The organism is Flavobacterium endoglycinae, from assembly GCF_017352115.1.
Lineage (GTDB): Bacteria > Bacteroidota > Bacteroidia > Flavobacteriales > Flavobacteriaceae > Flavobacterium > Flavobacterium endoglycinae.
The window spans coordinates 3,374,958-3,393,496 of the sequence record NZ_CP071448.1 but is presented as its reverse complement, the minus strand read 5'-3'; the positions used below and the strand labels follow the sequence as shown (position 1 = coordinate 3,393,496).

19 protein-coding genes are annotated in these 18,539 nt (G+C 33.5%); 12 read left to right on the top strand and 7 right to left on the bottom strand.

Annotated features, from left to right (window positions below):
* The first annotated feature begins 7 nt into the window (after positions 1 to 7).
* On the top strand, positions 8 to 1,564 hold the full coding sequence (gene lepB / locus J0383_RS14995; RefSeq protein ID WP_207294818.1) for a signal peptidase I: 1,557 nt from the start codon (positions 8 to 10) through the stop codon (positions 1,562 to 1,564).
* 92 nt (positions 1,565 to 1,656) lie between these two features.
* On the top strand, positions 1,657 to 2,271 hold the full coding sequence (locus J0383_RS14990; protein WP_207294817.1) for a WbqC family protein: 615 nt from the start codon (positions 1,657 to 1,659) through the stop codon (positions 2,269 to 2,271).
* A gap of 2 nt (positions 2,272 to 2,273) precedes the next feature.
* On the opposite strand, the gene J0383_RS14985 is transcribed toward J0383_RS14990, so the two are convergent.
* The 6 genes from J0383_RS14985 to J0383_RS14960 form a co-directional block, all read right to left on the bottom strand.
* Positions 2,274 to 3,326 (bottom strand): endonuclease/exonuclease/phosphatase family protein, encoded by a 1,053-nt coding sequence (locus tag J0383_RS14985; RefSeq protein ID WP_207294816.1) that lies wholly within the window; start codon positions 3,324 to 3,326, stop codon positions 2,274 to 2,276.
* Positions 3,327 to 3,343: 17 nt separating this feature from the next.
* Complete coding sequence (locus tag J0383_RS14980; RefSeq protein ID WP_207294815.1) at positions 3,344 to 4,207, bottom strand: rhomboid family intramembrane serine protease; 864 nt, start codon at positions 4,205 to 4,207, stop codon at positions 3,344 to 3,346.
* A 43-nt stretch (positions 4,208 to 4,250) separates the two neighbouring features.
* On the bottom strand, positions 4,251 to 5,000 hold the full coding sequence (locus J0383_RS14975; protein WP_207294814.1) for a rhomboid family intramembrane serine protease: 750 nt from the start codon (positions 4,998 to 5,000) through the stop codon (positions 4,251 to 4,253).
* Positions 4,997 to 6,946 carry a DNA mismatch repair endonuclease MutL gene (gene mutL, locus J0383_RS14970; protein ID WP_207294813.1) on the bottom strand — a complete coding sequence of 650 codons (1,950 nt, stop codon included), beginning with the start codon at positions 6,944 to 6,946 and terminating at the stop codon, positions 4,997 to 4,999. The genes J0383_RS14975 and mutL overlap by 4 nt, the downstream gene beginning before the upstream one ends.
* Positions 6,947 to 7,112: 166 nt before the next feature.
* The gene (gene ribH / locus J0383_RS14965; protein WP_207294812.1) at positions 7,113 to 7,685 is read right to left on the bottom strand and encodes a 6,7-dimethyl-8-ribityllumazine synthase; all 573 of its coding nucleotides are present in this window, start codon (positions 7,683 to 7,685) and stop codon (positions 7,113 to 7,115) included.
* Between the two features lie 84 nt (positions 7,686 to 7,769).
* The gene (locus J0383_RS14960) at positions 7,770 to 8,549 is read right to left on the bottom strand and encodes a tetratricopeptide repeat protein (protein ID WP_207294811.1); all 780 of its coding nucleotides are present in this window, start codon (positions 8,547 to 8,549) and stop codon (positions 7,770 to 7,772) included.
* Between the two features lie 241 nt (positions 8,550 to 8,790).
* Between J0383_RS14960 and recF the strand changes: the two genes are divergently transcribed.
* The 10 genes from recF (at position 8,791) to J0383_RS14910 (ending at position 17,479) form a co-directional block, all read left to right on the top strand.
* Complete coding sequence (gene recF, locus J0383_RS14955; RefSeq protein ID WP_207294810.1) at positions 8,791 to 9,870, top strand: DNA replication/repair protein RecF; 1,080 nt, start codon at positions 8,791 to 8,793, stop codon at positions 9,868 to 9,870.
* Between the two features lie 120 nt (positions 9,871 to 9,990).
* Complete coding sequence (locus J0383_RS14950; protein WP_207294809.1) at positions 9,991 to 10,668, top strand: DUF2461 domain-containing protein; 678 nt, start codon at positions 9,991 to 9,993, stop codon at positions 10,666 to 10,668.
* A 73-nt stretch (positions 10,669 to 10,741) separates the two neighbouring features.
* On the top strand, positions 10,742 to 11,800 hold the full coding sequence (locus J0383_RS14945) for a glycosyltransferase (protein ID WP_207294808.1): 1,059 nt from the start codon (positions 10,742 to 10,744) through the stop codon (positions 11,798 to 11,800).
* Between the two features lie 118 nt (positions 11,801 to 11,918).
* The gene (gene murB, locus J0383_RS14940) at positions 11,919 to 12,932 is read left to right on the top strand and encodes a UDP-N-acetylmuramate dehydrogenase (RefSeq protein WP_207294807.1); all 1,014 of its coding nucleotides are present in this window, start codon (positions 11,919 to 11,921) and stop codon (positions 12,930 to 12,932) included.
* A 35-nt stretch (positions 12,933 to 12,967) separates the two neighbouring features.
* Positions 12,968 to 13,468 carry a hypothetical protein gene (locus tag J0383_RS14935; protein ID WP_207294806.1) on the top strand — a complete coding sequence of 167 codons (501 nt, stop codon included), beginning with the start codon at positions 12,968 to 12,970 and terminating at the stop codon, positions 13,466 to 13,468.
* A 132-nt stretch (positions 13,469 to 13,600) separates the two neighbouring features.
* Positions 13,601 to 14,215 carry an FMN-binding negative transcriptional regulator gene (locus J0383_RS14930; RefSeq protein ID WP_207294805.1) on the top strand — a complete coding sequence of 205 codons (615 nt, stop codon included), beginning with the start codon at positions 13,601 to 13,603 and terminating at the stop codon, positions 14,213 to 14,215.
* 84 nt (positions 14,216 to 14,299) lie between these two features.
* The gene (locus tag J0383_RS14925) at positions 14,300 to 15,406 is read left to right on the top strand and encodes a glycosyltransferase (RefSeq protein ID WP_207294804.1); all 1,107 of its coding nucleotides are present in this window, start codon (positions 14,300 to 14,302) and stop codon (positions 15,404 to 15,406) included.
* Positions 15,397 to 15,948: an RNA polymerase sigma factor gene (locus J0383_RS14920; RefSeq protein WP_207294803.1), complete on the top strand. Its 552-nt coding sequence runs from the start codon at positions 15,397 to 15,399 to the stop codon at positions 15,946 to 15,948. The genes J0383_RS14925 and J0383_RS14920 overlap by 10 nt, the downstream gene beginning before the upstream one ends.
* A gap of 156 nt (positions 15,949 to 16,104) precedes the next feature.
* Positions 16,105 to 16,926 (top strand): energy transducer TonB, encoded by an 822-nt coding sequence (locus J0383_RS14915; protein ID WP_207294802.1) that lies wholly within the window; start codon positions 16,105 to 16,107, stop codon positions 16,924 to 16,926.
* Between the two features lie 172 nt (positions 16,927 to 17,098).
* Complete coding sequence (locus J0383_RS14910) at positions 17,099 to 17,479, top strand: PH domain-containing protein (protein WP_207294801.1); 381 nt, start codon at positions 17,099 to 17,101, stop codon at positions 17,477 to 17,479.
* Positions 17,480 to 17,535: 56 nt separating this feature from the next.
* Here the strand turns inward: J0383_RS14910 and J0383_RS14905 are convergent, their stop codons facing one another.
* Positions 17,536 to 18,405 (bottom strand): M48 family metalloprotease, encoded by an 870-nt coding sequence (locus J0383_RS14905; RefSeq protein ID WP_207294800.1) that lies wholly within the window; start codon positions 18,403 to 18,405, stop codon positions 17,536 to 17,538.
* Positions 18,406 to 18,539 lie beyond the last annotated feature (134 nt).

Genomic DNA, 18,539 nt, shown 5'->3' with positions numbered 1-18,539 from the left:
CAATATTATGACACTATATCTTTGGTTCGTATTTTTCCTAGCGGTACAAGTAATTCACTTTTTAGGAACTTGGAAACTATATCAGGCAGCAGGAAGAAAAAGCTGGGAAGCCGCAATTCCTGTTTACAATGCAATTGTTTTAATGAAAATCATCGGCCGTCCAACTTGGTGGACATTGTTGCTTTTCATTCCAATTATTAACTTGATTATGTTTCCAGTTGTTTGGGTTGAAACACTTAGAACTTTTGGTAAAAAATCAACTTTAGATACTATTCTTGGAATTTTCACCCTTGGTTTTTACATCTATTACGTAAACTATACACAAAAATTAGAATACAATGCTAACCGAGAATTAAAACCTGAAAACAAAGCTGCCGACACAGTAAGTTCTTTACTTTTTGCTATTATCGTAGCTACTTTGGTACACACTTATGTTATTCAGCCTTACACCATTCCAACTTCTTCATTAGAAAAATCATTATTAATTGGAGATTTCTTATTTGTGAGTAAAGTTAACTACGGACCAAGAGTACCAATGACTACAGTGGCATTACCAATGGTTCATGATTCTATTCCGTTAACAAAAAGAAAATCATATTTAAGCTGGCCACAATTGCCATACTTCAGACTTCCTGCGTTCGAACATATCAAACGAAATGATATTGTAGTGTTTAACTGGCCTGTTGATACGGTACATTACTTTTTTGAACCAAAAGGAAGACCAGGAGTAATAAAACCTATCGACAAGAAATCAAACTATGTAAAAAGATGTGTGGGTATTCCTGGAGACAGCTTATCTATAAAAGATGGATTTGTTTTCATTAACGGTGCAAAGTTAATTTTACCAGAAAGAGCAAAACCACAGTATTCATACAAAATTGCATTTGACGGAAAAACACCAGTTGATTTACAATCTCTAATTAAAGAATTAGACATTACAGATGGCGGTTATTTTTTAGACGATCAAAAAAGAGATACACTTGTACTAGGAGCTTTAACAGAAGCCAGCGCAGAACGTTTTAAAAACACTCCTGGCGTTAGTTCTGTTACAAGAATAATCGACAGAACGAACGACAATAGAATTTTCCCTCATATCAATAAATGGAATCAGGATAATTTTGGTCCGATTTATATTCCGCAGGAAGGAAAAACTGTTGCGTTAACCAACGAATCACTTCCTTTTTACAAAGAAATTATAACTAACTACGAAGGAAATACCCTAGAATTAAAAGGTTCTAAATTCTTAATCAACGGAAAAGAAACAAACACATACACCTTCAAACAGAACTATTACTGGATGATGGGAGACAACCGTCATAACTCAGAAGACAGCCGTTATTGGGGTTATGTTCCAGAAAATCATATTGTAGGAAAGCCCGTTTTCATTTGGATGAGCTGGGACACTAACGGAAAAGGCATTAATAAAATCCGCTGGAACAGAGTATTCACAACTGTTGATGGTGAAGGGCAGCCTCAGTCATATTTCAAATATTTCTTAATTGCTCTTGCTCTTTACTTTGTTGGAGAATTCTTCTGGAGAAAAAGAAAACAAAACAAAGCATAAATTAAAATAAGTTATTTTTATCTCAGGTTTCAAGTTTCAGGTTCACACAAACTTGAAACTTGAAACCTGAAACTTTTAAACATAAACACAAAATGAATTCCTTATTACTTCCTACTTATTTTCCATCAATTAGTCACTTTGCTGTAATGGCGCAGTCTGACACTATCACTTTTGAAATGGAAGATAATTTTCAGAAGCAGACTAACAGAAATCGCACCTATATCTATAGTCCGAATGGAATTCAACTTTTAAATATTCCTGTTAAACATTCAAAAGCAGCGCATCAAAAAACAAAAGATATTTTGATCGAAAATGAATTTGACTGGCAGAAACAGCATTTTAAATCATTGGAAGCCGCCTACAGAAGCTCTCCTTTCTTCGAATACTTTGAAGATGATATTGTTCCTGTTTTCGAAAAGAAACATACCTTTCTAATGGATTTAAACATGGAAGTTTTAGAAACAGTAACCAAATGTCTGCGCATGAAATTAGAATTCGAAAAAACCGAAGAATACTTTCATGAAGTAACCAATTTTTCAGATTTTAGATATTTGGCAAACGGAAAAAAAGACCAGAATTCATTCGAAAAATACACACAGGTTTTTGACGACAAACACGGATTCATCAATAATTTAAGTGTTTTAGATTTACTTTTTAACGAAGGAAAATTTGCAATGGATTATCTTAAATCACAAAAAGTAATCTAAAATTATTGCTCCATTAACGAAAGACGGGTCATTATTGGATAATGATCTGAGTTTTCGAAATCAGGAAAACTTTCAAACTGTTTTACTTTCATTCGAGTATCGGTAAAGATATAATCGATTCTTGCCGGATAGTATTTGAATTTATAAGTAGCCCCAAAGCCTTCTCCTGCTTCTTCAAAAGCATCTTTCAATTTGCCCTTAATATTTCGATATACATACGAAAATGGACTATTATTCATGTCTCCGCAGATAATAATCGGGCTTTTACAGGTTTTTATATTTTCCTTGAACATTTCCGCCTGTTCTTGCTGTTGTCTGAATCCTTTACTGATTCGGGCGTAAATAAGCTGTGATTTCTTCTGATTTACATTGTCAATATCATCCGAAATCTCCGTTACATCAGGCGAGATTTTAATGGATTGTAAATGCATGTTATAAACGCGTATAACGTCTTTTCCGCGCTTAATATCAGCATAAATCACATTATTATCCGATTTAGGAAAAACGATGTTTCCTTCGTTTATAATTGGGAATTTTGAAAAAATTGCTTGTCCCGTTTTTATTTGTTTTCCATCAATAAAAATATAACGATGCGGATACACTTTTAAATCCAGATGTGCCGAATTTGAATATTCCTGAATACATAAAATATCCGGATCTTTCTCGTCAATAAAGGCTTTTATATTTTCTGGTATATCATCACGATCCAGCCATTTGAAAACATTAAAAAGACGAACGTTGTAACTCATTACCGAGAAATCTTTTTCATCTTTGACATATTCTTTGGCAGAAAATTTATAGAACTTATTGATAAAGGTAATTCCCATCAATAAAACCAAGCCAGACAGAATAAGGCGCTTTTTAAACTGAATTGCCCAATAAATAAAGAACAACCCATTCATTACAAAAAAAGCCGGCATAAACAGCGTAAGCACCGATAAAAGCGGAAAACTTTTAGGCGCTAAAAAAGGCAGAATATAGACTGTAAATGTAAACACCGTTAGCACTATATTCAGGAAGAACATTATTTTATTAAACCACGAAAGGTTTTTCATAATTTACTGCCTAAGGATTATTTTCCAGCTTTAAACAAAAACTCTTTTTCTTCTTTGGTAAGACAATCATAACCAGACTGGCTAATTTTGTCTAAAATCTCATCTATCTGCTGCTGTGTTTTATCTTTGGTAACAATTCTTGAAGACGTTTTTTCTGCAGGTTTTTTATAATTCTTATGAACGGTTTTAAATGGTGTCGTTGGAGATTTTCTAAATAAATTAGCAAAAAAGTCTAATGTTTTGGAAATAACAATACTTAAATCCGTTCCGTTTTGAAGAAGTTTAATATACACAAATCCAAAGAAAGCTCCAGCCAAATGCGAAATGTGTCCGCCCATATTATCTAAGCGGAACTGCATTAAATCTAAAACCAAGATTACTGCCGTAATATGCCAGAGTTTTACATTTCCAAACAAAAACAAACGAACATTCATTAGAGGCTGATACGTTGTTGCCGCAACCAAAATTGCCATAATGGCTGCCGAAGCACCTACTATTGAAGCAGCAGTTCCTAAAACATAAAAGCTTAACGCAAATACGATACCTGAAAATATAGCTCCTAAAATATATAATCCTAAGTATTGTTTCTGAGTAAAAAAGGTCAGGAATAAATTACTGGCAAAGTTTAAAACCAGCATATTGAACAACAAATGCATGAATCCGAAATGGAAAAAAGCATAGGTTAAAAATGTCCATGGTTTAAATAAAAAAACCTGCGGATCTGACGATAGCGCCAACCAGTTTGGGAAAGAAAACAGACCGTTTGAAAACCCATAGAAAAAAATTAATGAAATCATAAAACAGGCAATATTCCAATAAATAACGCGCATTGCGATACCACCTAGTCTATACTGCATTTTTAAATCGTCAAGAATGTTCATAAAGTATTCGTTTGGTTCTTAAAATTAATATTAAAGTTAAAAATTAATTCCAACGATTGTTATTAAACTGATTTTTTTTCCAGTACCACATGATCATAAATCCGAAAAAAGCACCTCCAATGTGGGCATAATGCGCAATTCCAGATTCAATTCCCATTAATGAACTTCCGAAGATTCCAAAAAAACCATCAAATAAAAGCATATAAATCGGTACAAAATATTTTGCTTTTATTGGAATCGGTATAAACAAAATTCCGAGTTCAGCATTAGGAAACATAAATGTAAATGCCACAAGCAATCCATAAATAGCACCTGATGCACCTACAACAGTTCCTAAATAAGCATTCATAAAATGCTTAAATTCTGAAACGGTTAAGATTTCCTGCCATCTGGTATCGATCTTTCCATCATTAAGCAGACTAAGCACATTTGCTTTAGGAAATCCGTGTGCCTGTAAAATAGCTAAACTGTCTTGATAGAAATAATAGTTAACAGCAAAATTCACCAAAGCAGCTCCCAATCCGCATGAAATGTAAAAGAAAAGAAATTTTCTGCCGCCCCAAAAATGTTCTAATGTCGATCCAAACGAATATAAAGCAAACATATTGAAAGCAATATGCGCAAATCCGCCATGCATAAACATATGAGTAAGAGGCTGCCAAACCTGAAACTCTGGATTTTCTGGAAAGAAAAGTGCTAGATATTCATACGAAACCGGCACCAGCTGAGCACCGATAAAAAAGATAATATTAATTATAAGCAGTTGTTTTACAACTGGAGTCATATTCATCATAAGGCAAACTTTTTATCTATATCTTCCACACGCATGGTAATGAAAGTAGGTTTTTGAAAAGGTGAAATATTTGGATCTTTACAAGCAAACAAACCGTTTACTAAATTATCCTGTTCTTTTTCGGTTAAATACGATCCGGTTTTAACCGCTAAACTTTTAGCCATTGATTTTGCAATAGTATCATTCTGACTATAACTGTTTGCTGGAATCCCATCCTGTAAATCACTCAGCAATTGATCAATTACCATCGAAACTTCACTTTCGGTAATATTTACCGGGATTCCTGAAATTACAACGTGATCAGATTTTGTATTATCAAAAATAAATCCTGTTGTTTCAAGAGATGGTTTCAGTTCTTCGATAAGTTCCATTTCGGCAGCAGAATAAAACAAATCCAACGGAAAAAGCAATTGCTGGCTTGCCGCTTGATTTACGGTCATATTCAGCAGAAACTGCTCGTATAAAATACGCTGATGCGCACGCTGCTGATCTACAATCACCATTCCTGATTTGATTGGAGATACAATATATTTTTTATGAATTTGATAGGTTTTCTGACTCGCTTGTTCCACTTCATTATCATTAAACAATGAAGAAGTTACTTCTTCATTTTCGAATGTAAAAGGAGAACTTTCAATCGTTTCTGGATTTTCGGTATCCAAACCTACATACAAACTTTCCCAGCTTGCTGTTGGCTCAACTCGTTTAGAATATCCCGAATAAGACGAACCTGAGTACGAAGATCCTGAAGATGAAGACGAGGAAGATGACGAAGACAATCCAGAACTATAACTAGAACCAGAATTAGCTTTGGTGTAATGCTGGTTAGTTTTATCATCTGTAAACGGATTAAAAGTCCCGTCAACCTGAATTGTTGGAGTTTCAGCTTCTAAATCTTTATAATGATAGGGTGTGTCTAAATTGGAATCCCGATCAAAATCTAAAACCGGCGCTACATTAAACTGTCCTAAACTATGTTTTATAGACGCTCTTAAAATAGCATATAGAGCTTGTTCATCATCAAACTTAATTTCAGTTTTGGTGGGATGAATGTTAATATCAATTGTATTGGGCGGCACTTGCAGATACAAGAAATAACTTGGCTGTAAACCATCTTTCAGCAAACCATCATAAGCCGCCATAACAGCGTGATGCAGATATCCGCTTTTGATAAAACGATCGTTTACAAAGAAAAACTGTTCGCCTCTGGTTTTTTTAGCAAACTCAGGTTTGCATACAAACCCCTGAATGCTGATAATTTCAGTCTCTTCATTAACCGGAACTAATTTTTCATTGGTTTTACCCGACATAATCCCCACAATTCGCTGACGGTATCCGGCAGCTGGAAGATTATACAATTCGCTTCCGTTGTGGTAAAAACTAAAATGAATGTTAGGATGCGCCATAGCCACTCGTTGAAATTCATCCATTACATGACGGAATTCAACTGTATCTGACTTTAAGAAATTACGACGAGCCGGAATATTGAAAAATAAATTTTTAACGGCAAACGAAGTTCCTTTGGGCAAAACAGCCACTTCCTGCGAAACAAATTTACTTCCTTCAATAACAATATGAGTTCCCAGTTCGTCTTGTTCTTGCTTCGTTTTCAATTCCATGTGTGCAATAGCAGCGATAGAAGCCAGCGCTTCTCCACGGAAACCTTTTGTTCCAAGCGAAAATAAATCTTCGGCCTGACGGATTTTTGAAGTTGCATGACGAGCGAAACACAAACGCGCATCGGTTACAGTCATCCCTAATCCATTATCAATAACTTGCACCAATGATTTGCCGGCATCTTTTATAATCAATTTAATATCAGTTGCTTTGGCATCAACAGCATTTTCTAACAATTCTTTTACAACTGAAGCGGGTCTTTGAACCACCTCTCCAGCAGCAATTTGGTTAGCAACGTGATCAGGAAGTAATTGAATAATACTCGACATTAAGCAAAAATAATTTTAAAGTTTAGGTTAAGTTTTTACAAACCAAGAATTACAAATTTAATGAATTTTGGTTTGCTTTTAGAACAACAGCCATCATAAAAAAAACAAAAAAACCTATACCATTCTTACACAGTATAGGTTTTAATATTTTTAAAACAAATGTGTTTTATTCGTTTTCTATTTTTCTTGGAGAATCTTCGATTTGTAGTGCGCCAGAAGATAATAATGGTTGATTAAAAGTGTGTGCAATTGAAGCCTGCTGGCGAATATAAGCCATTTTGATTGCAGCGATTGCAGCTTCTGTTCCTTTGTTTCCATGAACACCACCACTTCTATCAATTGACTGCTGGATATTATTATCTGTTAAAACACAGAAAATAACCGGAATATCCGTCTGAACATTTAAATCTTTAATTCCTTGTGTAACACCTTCGCATACGAAATCAAAGTGTTTTGTCTGCCCTTGAATTACACATCCAATTACAATAACAGCATCTACATTTTGGGTTTGAAGCATTTTTTTTGCTCCGTAAATCAACTCAAAACTTCCTGGAACATTCCAGCGGATAATTTGTTGTGCAGGAACATCGCAGTCCGTTAAAGCTTCAAAAGCTCCATTGTAAAGTCCTTCAGTTATAGTGTCATTCCACTCAGAAACAACAATCCCAAATCGAAAGTCTTTCGCATTTGGGATTGTTGTTTTATCGTATTCTGATAAATTTTTATTTTCAGTAGCCATCTGTATACTTTAGATATTAGATTATAAATTTAAGATTGCTAAATTACGAATCTAAAATCTAAAATCTTAACTCTGCAATAATAATTATTGCGCTAATCCAATCAATACGTCGATAGAAGCTGCCTCTGGCGTTGCATCAAAGTTATCTTTAATATCGTTCAGATATTTTAAAGCATCTTCTTTCTGACCTAAAGCAAGAGCTGTTTTAGCTGCTTTTAATAAGAAACGAGGCGTTGTAAAATCGTTTTTGTTAGATTCAGCTGCTTTTACGTAGTAATTTAAAGCTTCTTTTGGATTATTCTTTTGAGAATAAGCATCTCCAATTGCTCCTTTTGCTAAAGCGCCTAAGATCATATCTTCAGATTTGAATTCGCTTAAATATTTAATAGCATCATCAAATTTACCTGTATTTAAATATGCTATACCAGCATAGTAGTTTGCTAAATTCCCTGCATCTGTTCCAGAATACTCATCAGCAATTTTCACAAATCCGAATTTACCTTCAGAACCATTTAACGCTAATTTGTATAATGAATCACTTGCTACACCGTCAACCGCTTTTTGAAAGTTTTGCTGAGCAACAAACATTTCGTTTGCAGCCTCATCTTGTTTAGGATTTTCGATGAATTTTTGGTAAGCTAAATATCCAATAGTAGCAACTGCAATACCAGCAACTAAACCAATAATGATTTTTTGATTTTTAGCAACCCAATCCTCAGTTCTTGAAGCAGTTTCGTCTAATTTAGAAAAAACACCAGCTGTTGTGCTGTCTTTTTCATCAATTACTACCTGTTGTTCTTCAGTTACCTCTTTAACTTCCTTCTCTTTTGGTGCTTTATATCCTCTTTTATTGTAAGTAGCCATTTAAAATTAATTTAGTGAACGGCAAAAATAAAATTTTTCTTGAAACTGAGGTAAAAAAAATCAAAATTATCACTATTTTAAAAAAAATATTTTCAGCATTCGTAACTGCTTTCGCATCAGCACTAAAATAAATCAACTTGAAACGCTTGAAAAGCCCTTTATATCGATAAAATTAGATAATTTTACATTCTCAAATTTTACTGTTCAACGCAGTAAATTTCTTTTTAGAGTCTCTTAAAAAATGCATTTAAACAAAATCTCTTTATTTAATTATAAGAATTTCTCCGAAGCCAGCTTTGATTTTGACGTCAAGATCAACTGTTTTGTAGGTAAAAATGGTATTGGAAAAACCAATGTATTGGATGCCATTTATCATTTGGCATACGGAAAAAGCTATTTTAATCCGCTTGCTGTGCAAAACATCAAACACGGGGAAGAGTTTTTTGTAATTGATGCAGAACTGGACAAAAATGACAGAACAGAGCAAATTGTATGCAGTTTAAAAAAAGGACAGAAAAAGGTTTTAAAAAGAAACGGAAAAGCTTACGATAAATTCTCAGATCATATTGGTTTTATTCCGCTTGTGATTATTTCTCCTGCCGATCGTGATTTAATTGTGGAAGGAAGCGAAACACGCCGTAAGTTTATGGACAGCGTTATTTCACAATTAGATCCTGTTTATCTGCATCAGCTTATTCAATATCAAAAAGTAATTGTACAGCGAAATGCTCTTTTAAAATATTTTGCACTCAATCATACTTTCGACAACGACACCTTATCTATATATAATGAGCAGTTGAATGAATACGGAAAATCGATTTTCGAAAAACGAAAAGATTTTCTGGAACAATTCATACCTATATTCAATACACATCATCAAGCCATAACCGGATCTGAAGAAAGTGTGCAATTGGTTTACGAAAGTCATTTATTTGAAAAAGATCTATTATCGCTTCTTCAAGAAAACATCAATAAAGACAGAGCGCTACAATACACAAGTTCAGGCATTCATAAAGATGATTTGTCTTTTGAAATAGATTCGCATCCTATAAAGAAATTTGGTTCTCAGGGACAGCAGAAATCTTTTTTAATTGCTTTGAAACTGGCTCAATTTGAGTTTTTAAAAAAACAAAGCGGTGTAAAACCTATTCTGCTTTTTGATGATATTTTCGATAAACTCGACGAAACACGCGTGTCTAAAATTATCGAGATGGTAAATACCGAAACTTTTGGCCAGCTTTTTATATCCGACACTCATCCAGAACGCACTGAAGCGATTGTAAAATCAACCCATCAGAGTTATAAAATTTTTAATTTGTAGTTTTTCATGTTTTAAAATTTGATACAATTTGTATCAGTTTTCGTAACCAATCCCAAAATAGAAATTCTTACATTAGCTTAAATAAACTTAAAAACAACTGCAATAAATATTTAAACGAATATGTTAGCGAAAGAATCATTGCAATTTTTAGACGATTTAAAGAAAAACAATAACCGTGAATGGTTTCAGGAAAATAAAAAACGATACGAGGTTTTCAAAAAAGATTATCATCAATTGGTAAGTGATTTTCTGGATGTAATGAAACCGCTGGATCCTTCACTAGATTTTTTAGAAGTTAAAAACTGTACTTTTAGAATCAATCGCGATATTCGGTTTTCTAAAGACAAATCGCCTTATAAATCACATTTAGGCGTTTGGATGTCGGCAGGAGCAAAAGGTGCCAATCGTTCTGGATATTATGTTCACATTGAAAAAGGTGCGAGTTTTATTGCCGGCGGATTTTACTCGCCAGAAGCAGAAGACTTAAAAAAAGTCCGAAAAGAAATTGCGTTCTTTTATGATGATTTACAAGAAATTTTAAACGATAAAAACTTCAAAAAAGAGTTTGGAAGTTTAGATATAAACGAAAACAATTCATTAAAAAGCATGCCTCGTGGTTATGAGAAAGACCATCCAGCTATTGAATTTTTAAAGTTGAAAAGTTTCACTGCAACTCAAGTCTACGATATTTCTGAAGTCACTAAAAAAGATTTCGTTAAAAAAACAAGCGAGAAACTGATTGCGTTAAAACCTTTAAACGAATTCATCAACCGAGCTTTGGATACTGACGAATTTTAGAGATAAAAAATCGCCGCGAATTCACAAATTATTGAAAATTATTTCGTGAATTCGCGGCGAAAAAACTTTTATAATGAAAAGGAAAATACTTTTTCTTGGAGAATCGTACCGCGCCGATGCCATAACTTGGATGAAAGGCCTGAAAGAATTTGGTGATTTTGAAATCATCACTTGGGAACTTCAAACTTCTAACAAAACCAAATTCAGCAGATTCAAACGCATTTTAGAGTATTTCTTCTCTCCTATTTCCATCCGGAAAATAATTAAAAAAGAAAAACCAGACATGGTAATTGCCGAAAGAACCACAAGTTATGGTTTCCTAGCAGCTTTATCTGGATCAAAAACCATTGCCATCGCGCAACAAGGCCGAACGGATTTATGGCCAGAAGGTTCCGTTTTATATCCTTTTAAAAAAATCATTCAGAAATATGCCTTCAAAAAAGCACATTTAATTCATGCTTGGGGTCCCGTTATGACAATTTCAATGCGAGAAATCGGTGTTGATATGAATAAAGTTTTGGTTCTTCCAAAGGGAATTGATTTATCGCTTTTTACACCTTCAACCAATAATTCAAATAAAATTGAAGCGATTGTAACACGTTCACTTCAGCCCGAATACAGACACGATTCTATTTTAAAAGCTTTCGGAATCTTGAATCAAAAAGGGATAGATTTTTCCCTGACGATTGTAGGCGATGGAACCAGGCTTCAATTTTTAAAAGATTTAGCTGCAGCACTTCAAATTGAAAATAAAGTCATTTTTACGGCAAGAATTCCAAATACAGAGCTTCCAAAATTATTACAGCAGTCCAATATTTACATCAGCATGCCGATTACAGAAGGTGTTTCTGCTTCTTTATTTGAAGCGATGGCTTCCAACTGCTATCCTATAGTTTCCGACATTCCCGGAAATCAAAGCTGGATTACCCATCGCGAAAACGGACAATTAATTGAAATCGACAATATTGAAATGCTGGCAAAAGAATTAATCTGGTCTTTTGAAAATTCGGAATTGCGAAATCAAGCTATTATCCGAAACAGAAAATTTGTGGAAGAGAATGCGAATTATGATATTAATATGAAGGTTATTTCAGAGAAGTATCATGAGTTGCTAAATTCTAGGATGATTTAACCGCAAAGTTCGCAAGGGTTTACGCTATGAAAGCATAGCTTTACAAACTTTGTTTTTTTGCGGTTAAACCAAAAGTTATAATTCATACTTTTGACACAGATTAAAAAGCCTTTTATTTATGGAAATCCAATCCAATTTCTCTTTAAAAAAATACAATACTTTTGGCATTGAAGCCAGCGCTAAACAATTCGTTGCCGTTCATTCTATTGATGAATTGAAAACGGTTTTACAGGAAAATAAAAACGAGAAAAAATTCATTTTAGGAGGCGGAAGTAATATGCTTTTAACGAAAGACATAGATGCTTTGGTTATTCATATTGATTTAAAAGGTAAAAAAATAAGTAAAGAAGACGATGATTTTGTCTGGGTTGAAAGTCAGGCCGGCGAAGTATGGCATGATTTTGTGCTTTGGACAATCGACCATAATTTTGGAGGTTTAGAAAACATGTCTCTAATTCCTGGAAACGTCGGTACAACTCCTGTTCAGAATATTGGCGCTTACGGAGCCGAAATCAAAGATACTTTTGTTTCCTGCGAAGCTATAAACATTGCCACTCAGGAAATAAAAACGTTCACGAACAATGAGTGTAATTTTGGTTATCGTGAAAGTATTTTTAAAAACGAAGTGAAAGACCAATATATTATCACTTCGGTTATTTTTAAATTAACGAAACGCAATCATAAAATCAATACTTCATACGGAGACATTTTGGCCGAACTGGCAAAAAACAACATTACCGAACCAACCTTAAAAGATGTGAGTAATGCCGTAATTGCAATTAGACAAAGCAAACTGCCAGATCCGAAAGAATTAGGAAACAGCGGTAGTTTCTTCAAAAACCCAATTGTATTGAAATCTGATTTCGAAAAGATCCATCAGAAGTTTCCTGAAATGAAATATTATGAAGTTTCAGAAACTGAAGTAAAAGTCCCTGCAGGCTGGCTTATTGAACAAGCTGGTTTTAAAGGAAAACGTTTTGGCGATGCCGGAGTTCACAAAAATCAAGCTCTGGTTCTGGTAAATTATGGAAACGCAACAGGTCAGGAAATTTTAGCCGTTTCAAAAGAGGTTCAAAAAACAGTCTTTGAAACTTTTGGCATTCAAATTGAAGCTGAAGTGAATGTAATTTAAGCACTGATTTTACTAGCTTATCAACCAAACCTTTAATGAAAGAATTAAATATCAAAGTTATATTACTCCAAATACTTGGAATGATTTTCCTTATTAATGGTGTTTTGCAACTTAAATTTTATACGGTTTCTGAAAAAATTATCTGGGCGAAAACACATTCTCAATATAGAAATTCTGAATATTGGAACAAACTTCTGCCAACAAAAGAAGGCATTTTTAACTTTTGGCCAAATGTGTATGTATGGATATTTTTAGGTTCCTTAATTGGTATTTGCATGCTGGCTTTTATAAATTGGAAAAGTAAATTATCATCTCTAAATACTATTATAGTTGCGATAGTATTATACGTTTTATTGAGACTTAAATTTTTCAGAAAAGAAGTTGTATCACATTTTTTTCGCCCAGTGAGAACGTTTTTATCCAATGATTTTGGAACACAATGTTTGATTGAAGGAATTATTTTTTCTTTTATTGGCGTGACAATTATATACTTAAGTGTAATTCAGATTTATTTAAATTCAAAAAAGCTTCACTGAACTTTCATTACTAATTAACAACACCAAAGTCTCAAAAAGTTACAGAACGTATCTATAAGTTATTTCTCAAATCTTTATCTTCGTTTTAGAATTCCCATGAGAATTCTTCATTTGGAAATAAAACAAAATAAAATGTATACACCTGACTTATACAAAAATGAAAATCAGGAAGAAATCAAAGCTTTTTTAAAACAAAACAGCTTTGGCATCCTGATTAACCAAACGAACGGAAAACTTTGTGCAACCCACATCCCAATAGAACTTGAAGTAAATGCTGACGGAAAAGAAATGCTACAGGGACACATTTCAAAACTAAATCCGCAAGCGGAAGGTTTCAAAGAAAACGATCAGGTTTTAGCTGTCTTTACTGGACCTCACAGTTATATTTCTTCATCATGGTACGATCACGAAAATGTACCAACCTGGAATTATATAGCCGTACATGTTTATGGCAGAATTAAAATTGTTGATTATGAGACTTCTGTAGAACAATTAAAAAAATTGGTTGACAAATACGAAGCCAATTCTGCGAATCCAGTAAGGGTCGAAGATTTATCTGCCAAAACCATGCGTGAAGCAAGAGGAATCTTTGGTTTTGAAATTAAAATCGAAGAAATTCAGGCTACCAAAAAGCTTTCTCAAAACCGTGACGATCATAATTATAAAAATATTATTTCGGAATTGGAAAAAACAGAAAACCCTCAGTCTATTGCTGTTGCGAAAGAAATGTCAAAATGCCGAAAGTAAATCGGATTTAAACATTGAAAATTAGTATTTCATAGTTACATTTGTTCTCGCAAAATTTAGAAATTAATAGTTAACTAAATCCAGATGCTTATATACATATTTTACTTTTTTATTGCTATTGTTTTCATACAGCTTTTTTATTACTTAGGGATTTTTGGAAAATTTGCTTTTGCTAAACCGCAGGAATCTTCTCCTAAAAACGTTCCAGTTTCAGTGATTGTCTGCGCAAAAAATGAAGAGGAAAATGTAAAGAAATTTGTGCCGCTTTTAGCAGAACAAAATTATCCTGATTTTGAAGTAGTTTTAATTGATGACGCATCAAGTGATGAAACTCTTGAAGTTTTTGAAGAATTTGAAAAACAGTATTCAAACATTCGTCTGGTTAAAGTGGAAAACAACGAAGCCTTTTGGGGAAATAAAAAATATGCTTTAACATTGGGAATTAAAGCCGCAAAAAAGGATTATTTGTTATTTACTGATGCTGATTGTTATCCAAAATCAAAAGATTGGATTACTTCTATGACTTCACAATTTACAAAAGAGAAAACAATTGTTCTGGGATATGGAGGTTACGAAAAGAAAGAACGTTCTTTTCTTAATAAATTAATTCGTTTTGAAACGGTGCTAACAGCAGTTCAATATTTTTCATGGGCAAAAGCCGGACTTCCGTATATGGGGGTTGGACGAAATTTAGCATATAAAAAAGAAGAATTTTTTAATGTTAACGGTTTTATTGATCATATTCAGGTTCGTTCAGGAGATGATGATCTTTTCATCAATCAAGCGGCTAATAAATTGAACACAACAGTTTCTTATATTCCTGAAAGTTTTACTTATTCAAAACCAAAGGAATCTTTTAAAGATTGGTTTACCCAAAAAAGAAGACATATTTCGACAGCAGAATACTATAAGTTTTTTGATAAATTTCAATTGGGACTTTTCTTCTTTTCACAATTATTTTTCTTTTTATCAGTTATACTTCTGCTGGCGTTTCAATTTCAATGGATTGCTGTAGTGGCTATTTTAGCAACACGCTATACAATTGTCTGGATAGTAATTGGATTTTCGGCCGGAAAACTGAAAGAAAATGATATTAAAATTTGGTTTCCTGTACTTGAGATTGCACTTATATTAACTCAAATTAATATCTTTATAACTAATATCTTTTCAAAACCTGTATATTGGAAATAAATTCTAAAATAGAAAAAGCAAAAAAAGGCGATCAGATCGCCTTTACTTTTTTATTAGATTATTTCTGGAACGAAGTATACAGTTTTATGCTCAAACGCACCGAGAACGAAACCGTTGCTGAAGACATTACTATTGAAACTTTCTCAAAAGCTTTTGACAAAATAGGCTCTTACAATCCTGAATTTCAGTTCAATACCTGGCTTATTGCCATTGCCAAAAATGTACACATTGATTTATTACGTAAAAAGAGAACTAATCTTTTTATAGAAATTACCGACAATGAAGACCAACAGGCATACAATATAGCCGACCCTACTCCATCTGCAGAAGATGCATTAATTAAAGAACAGAACCTCTCTCGTCTCCTTCAATGCATCAAAGAATTAAAACCACACTATCAAGAAGTAATCCAGCTTCGTTACTTTCAAGAAATGTCTTATCAAGAGATCGCGAATAAGATAAACGAGCCTCTGAGCAGTGTAAAAGTAAAGTTACTACGCGCTAAAAAATTATTAGCCGAAATCATCGAACGCAATAGATAATTTACTATCTTTAGAAAAAGATTAAAATATAATCACATTTTATCTTAAAAAATTATCTATTAACATACTAAAACAACAACTTCTACGTTGTTTGCTAAAACACCAAACCCTATTCGCGTATGATTTAAAGTTACTTAACCTTAAAACCCAAAAATCATGTCTAAATCTAGCATCTATGAAAACAATTGGACCAACATTGTTTTCGAAAACAAAAACAAAGAGTACGGTGCGTATCAATTACGCCAAGAAAATTCAAAAACATCTGTTACTGCATTATTCACAGGATTACTGTTAATAGCCGGTATTGGAAGTGCTTCGATGCTAATTAGTAAGCTTAGAATTCAGGATCCACCATCTGAACCTGCAATCATTTCTTGTCCTATAACACCAGTAACGCTTCCAGATCTTGTAAAACCAAAACAAAAAGAACCAGAACCAATTATTCCAGCGCAACAAAGTGCTCCAGCAGCTGCATCTATTGCAACACAACTAACCAATCCAGTTGTTTCTCATGCTGATGAAGCAGTACCTGAAATTGCTACCAATACTAATAACGTTACTCCTTCAGACAATCCTGTTGGAAACGGATTAGTTGTAAATGCAATTCCAACAACTGGAGGAAGTGGAACTGAAGGACCAGAAACAGTTGTGGAGCCAAACAAGCCAATACCAACAGCAGCGCTAGACAAATTACCTGAGTTTCCAGGTGGTATGAAAAAGTTTTATACTTATGTAGGTAACAATTTTACAAAACCAGAATTGGATGCCGAAAGAACATTACGTGTATACGTTTCATTTGTAATCGAAAAAGACGGTACAATGACAGACATCGTAGTGAAAAATGATCCAGGTTATGGACTAGGAAAAGAAGCTATTAGAGTTTTAAAATCATTAAAAACAAAATGGGTACCAGGCATATTAGACGGACAACCTGTTCGAACTGCCTATAACCTTCCAATAACGATACAAACAGAATAAAAATAAAAAAGCAGAATCTAGGTTCTGCTTTTTTTATGGATTTTAGTTTAATCCCCATTTCATCAATAGTAACTCCTCTTCTATTAAATTTTAACAAAACTCAAAAAAGCTGAGAAAATCAATTACATTTACAAGGTATTAAAAATCAATCAAAACTTTAAAACATTACAAAATGGGAATATTTTCAGCCTTAATGGGCAACGCAGGTACCGTAAGCCAAGAAGATTTAGTTAATAAATACGGACAGCTTTTAACCGATAGCGAACAAATTGAAATGGGTTTTAAATTAATCCGCGACACCTTTATTTTTACCAACAAAAGATTAATTCTGGTTGACGTACAAGGCTTAACCGGAAGTAAAACAGAATATAAATCGATCGCTTACAAAAGCATTACTCGTTTCAGTGTAGAAACAGCAGGAACTTTTGATCTTGATGCTGAATTAAAAATCTGGGTTTCGAGCGAATTAAATCCAAGTATTGTTAAACAATTCAATAAATCTGTAAATGTTTATGATGTGCAGAAAGTTTTAGCTCATCATGTTTTAGGATAATAAATAAAAAACGGCAATCTAAAAGATTGCCGTTTTTATTTATTTCGAATACGCTACTATTTTTTTTTCGTTGTTGTTTTCTTGGTAGTAGTTTTTTTTGTTGTTGTTTTTGCAGGAACCGTGTTCACGATTTTTTGCTGTACATATGGTTTATATAAACCATCTTTTTCTGCTCTAGCTTTGGCATCGTCGGCTCTCTTTTTAGAATCTGGGTGAGAACTCATCATTCTATCAATGAAAGAAGCTTCTGCACCTTCGCTCATTTTCGCTAAAATTCTAAAAGCAGATTCTTCAGCATTTACATTGTATCCGTTTTTCTTTAAGAAGTCGTATGAATACAAATCAGCTTCAGTTTCTTGTTTACGGCTGTGTTTACTATCGATAAGTGCACTTCCAATTTTTCCTAATTGACTGTCTGTAACTGCAGATATTTTAGCAGATTGTGAAGAAACTCCATCTATTAAAGCTTCTTTTTGGTAAGCCGCGCGCATAGCATCTCTTGAATCATTGTTAGCAACGTGTCCAATTTCGTGACCAATTACTGCCAATAGTTCATTATCATCCATGATATCCATTAAACCAGAATACACACGAACACTACCATCTGCAGTTGCAAAAGCATTTACTTCTTTCAATTTATAAACTTTGTAATTCAGTGTAAATCCTTCTCCCGAAGTATGTTTTCCAAAAACACGGTTTAACCTCAAAGTGTAACCATCATTTGGTCCAGCAACTTGATTCGTCGAATCTAATTTACGCACTGCTTCTTTAGACAAAGTAGCCGCGTCAGTATTGCTTAGAGTAAAACTAGCAACACCTTTTTGCAATGCTCCAATTGCTTTATCTCCTAAATTAATCTGCGCATTCATTTTAGTAAAACTCAATGTTGCCAATAAGAGTCCTGCTATTATAATTTTCTTTTTCATATTTTTTATAATTACAATTTAACAACAAATGTAGCACAACAAAATGCTATTTCATTTCACACAAAGTTTGTTTTTTCAACAATTAAAGATATAAATTTTAAATAATTTACAGTAAGGCTTTTAACATATTCACT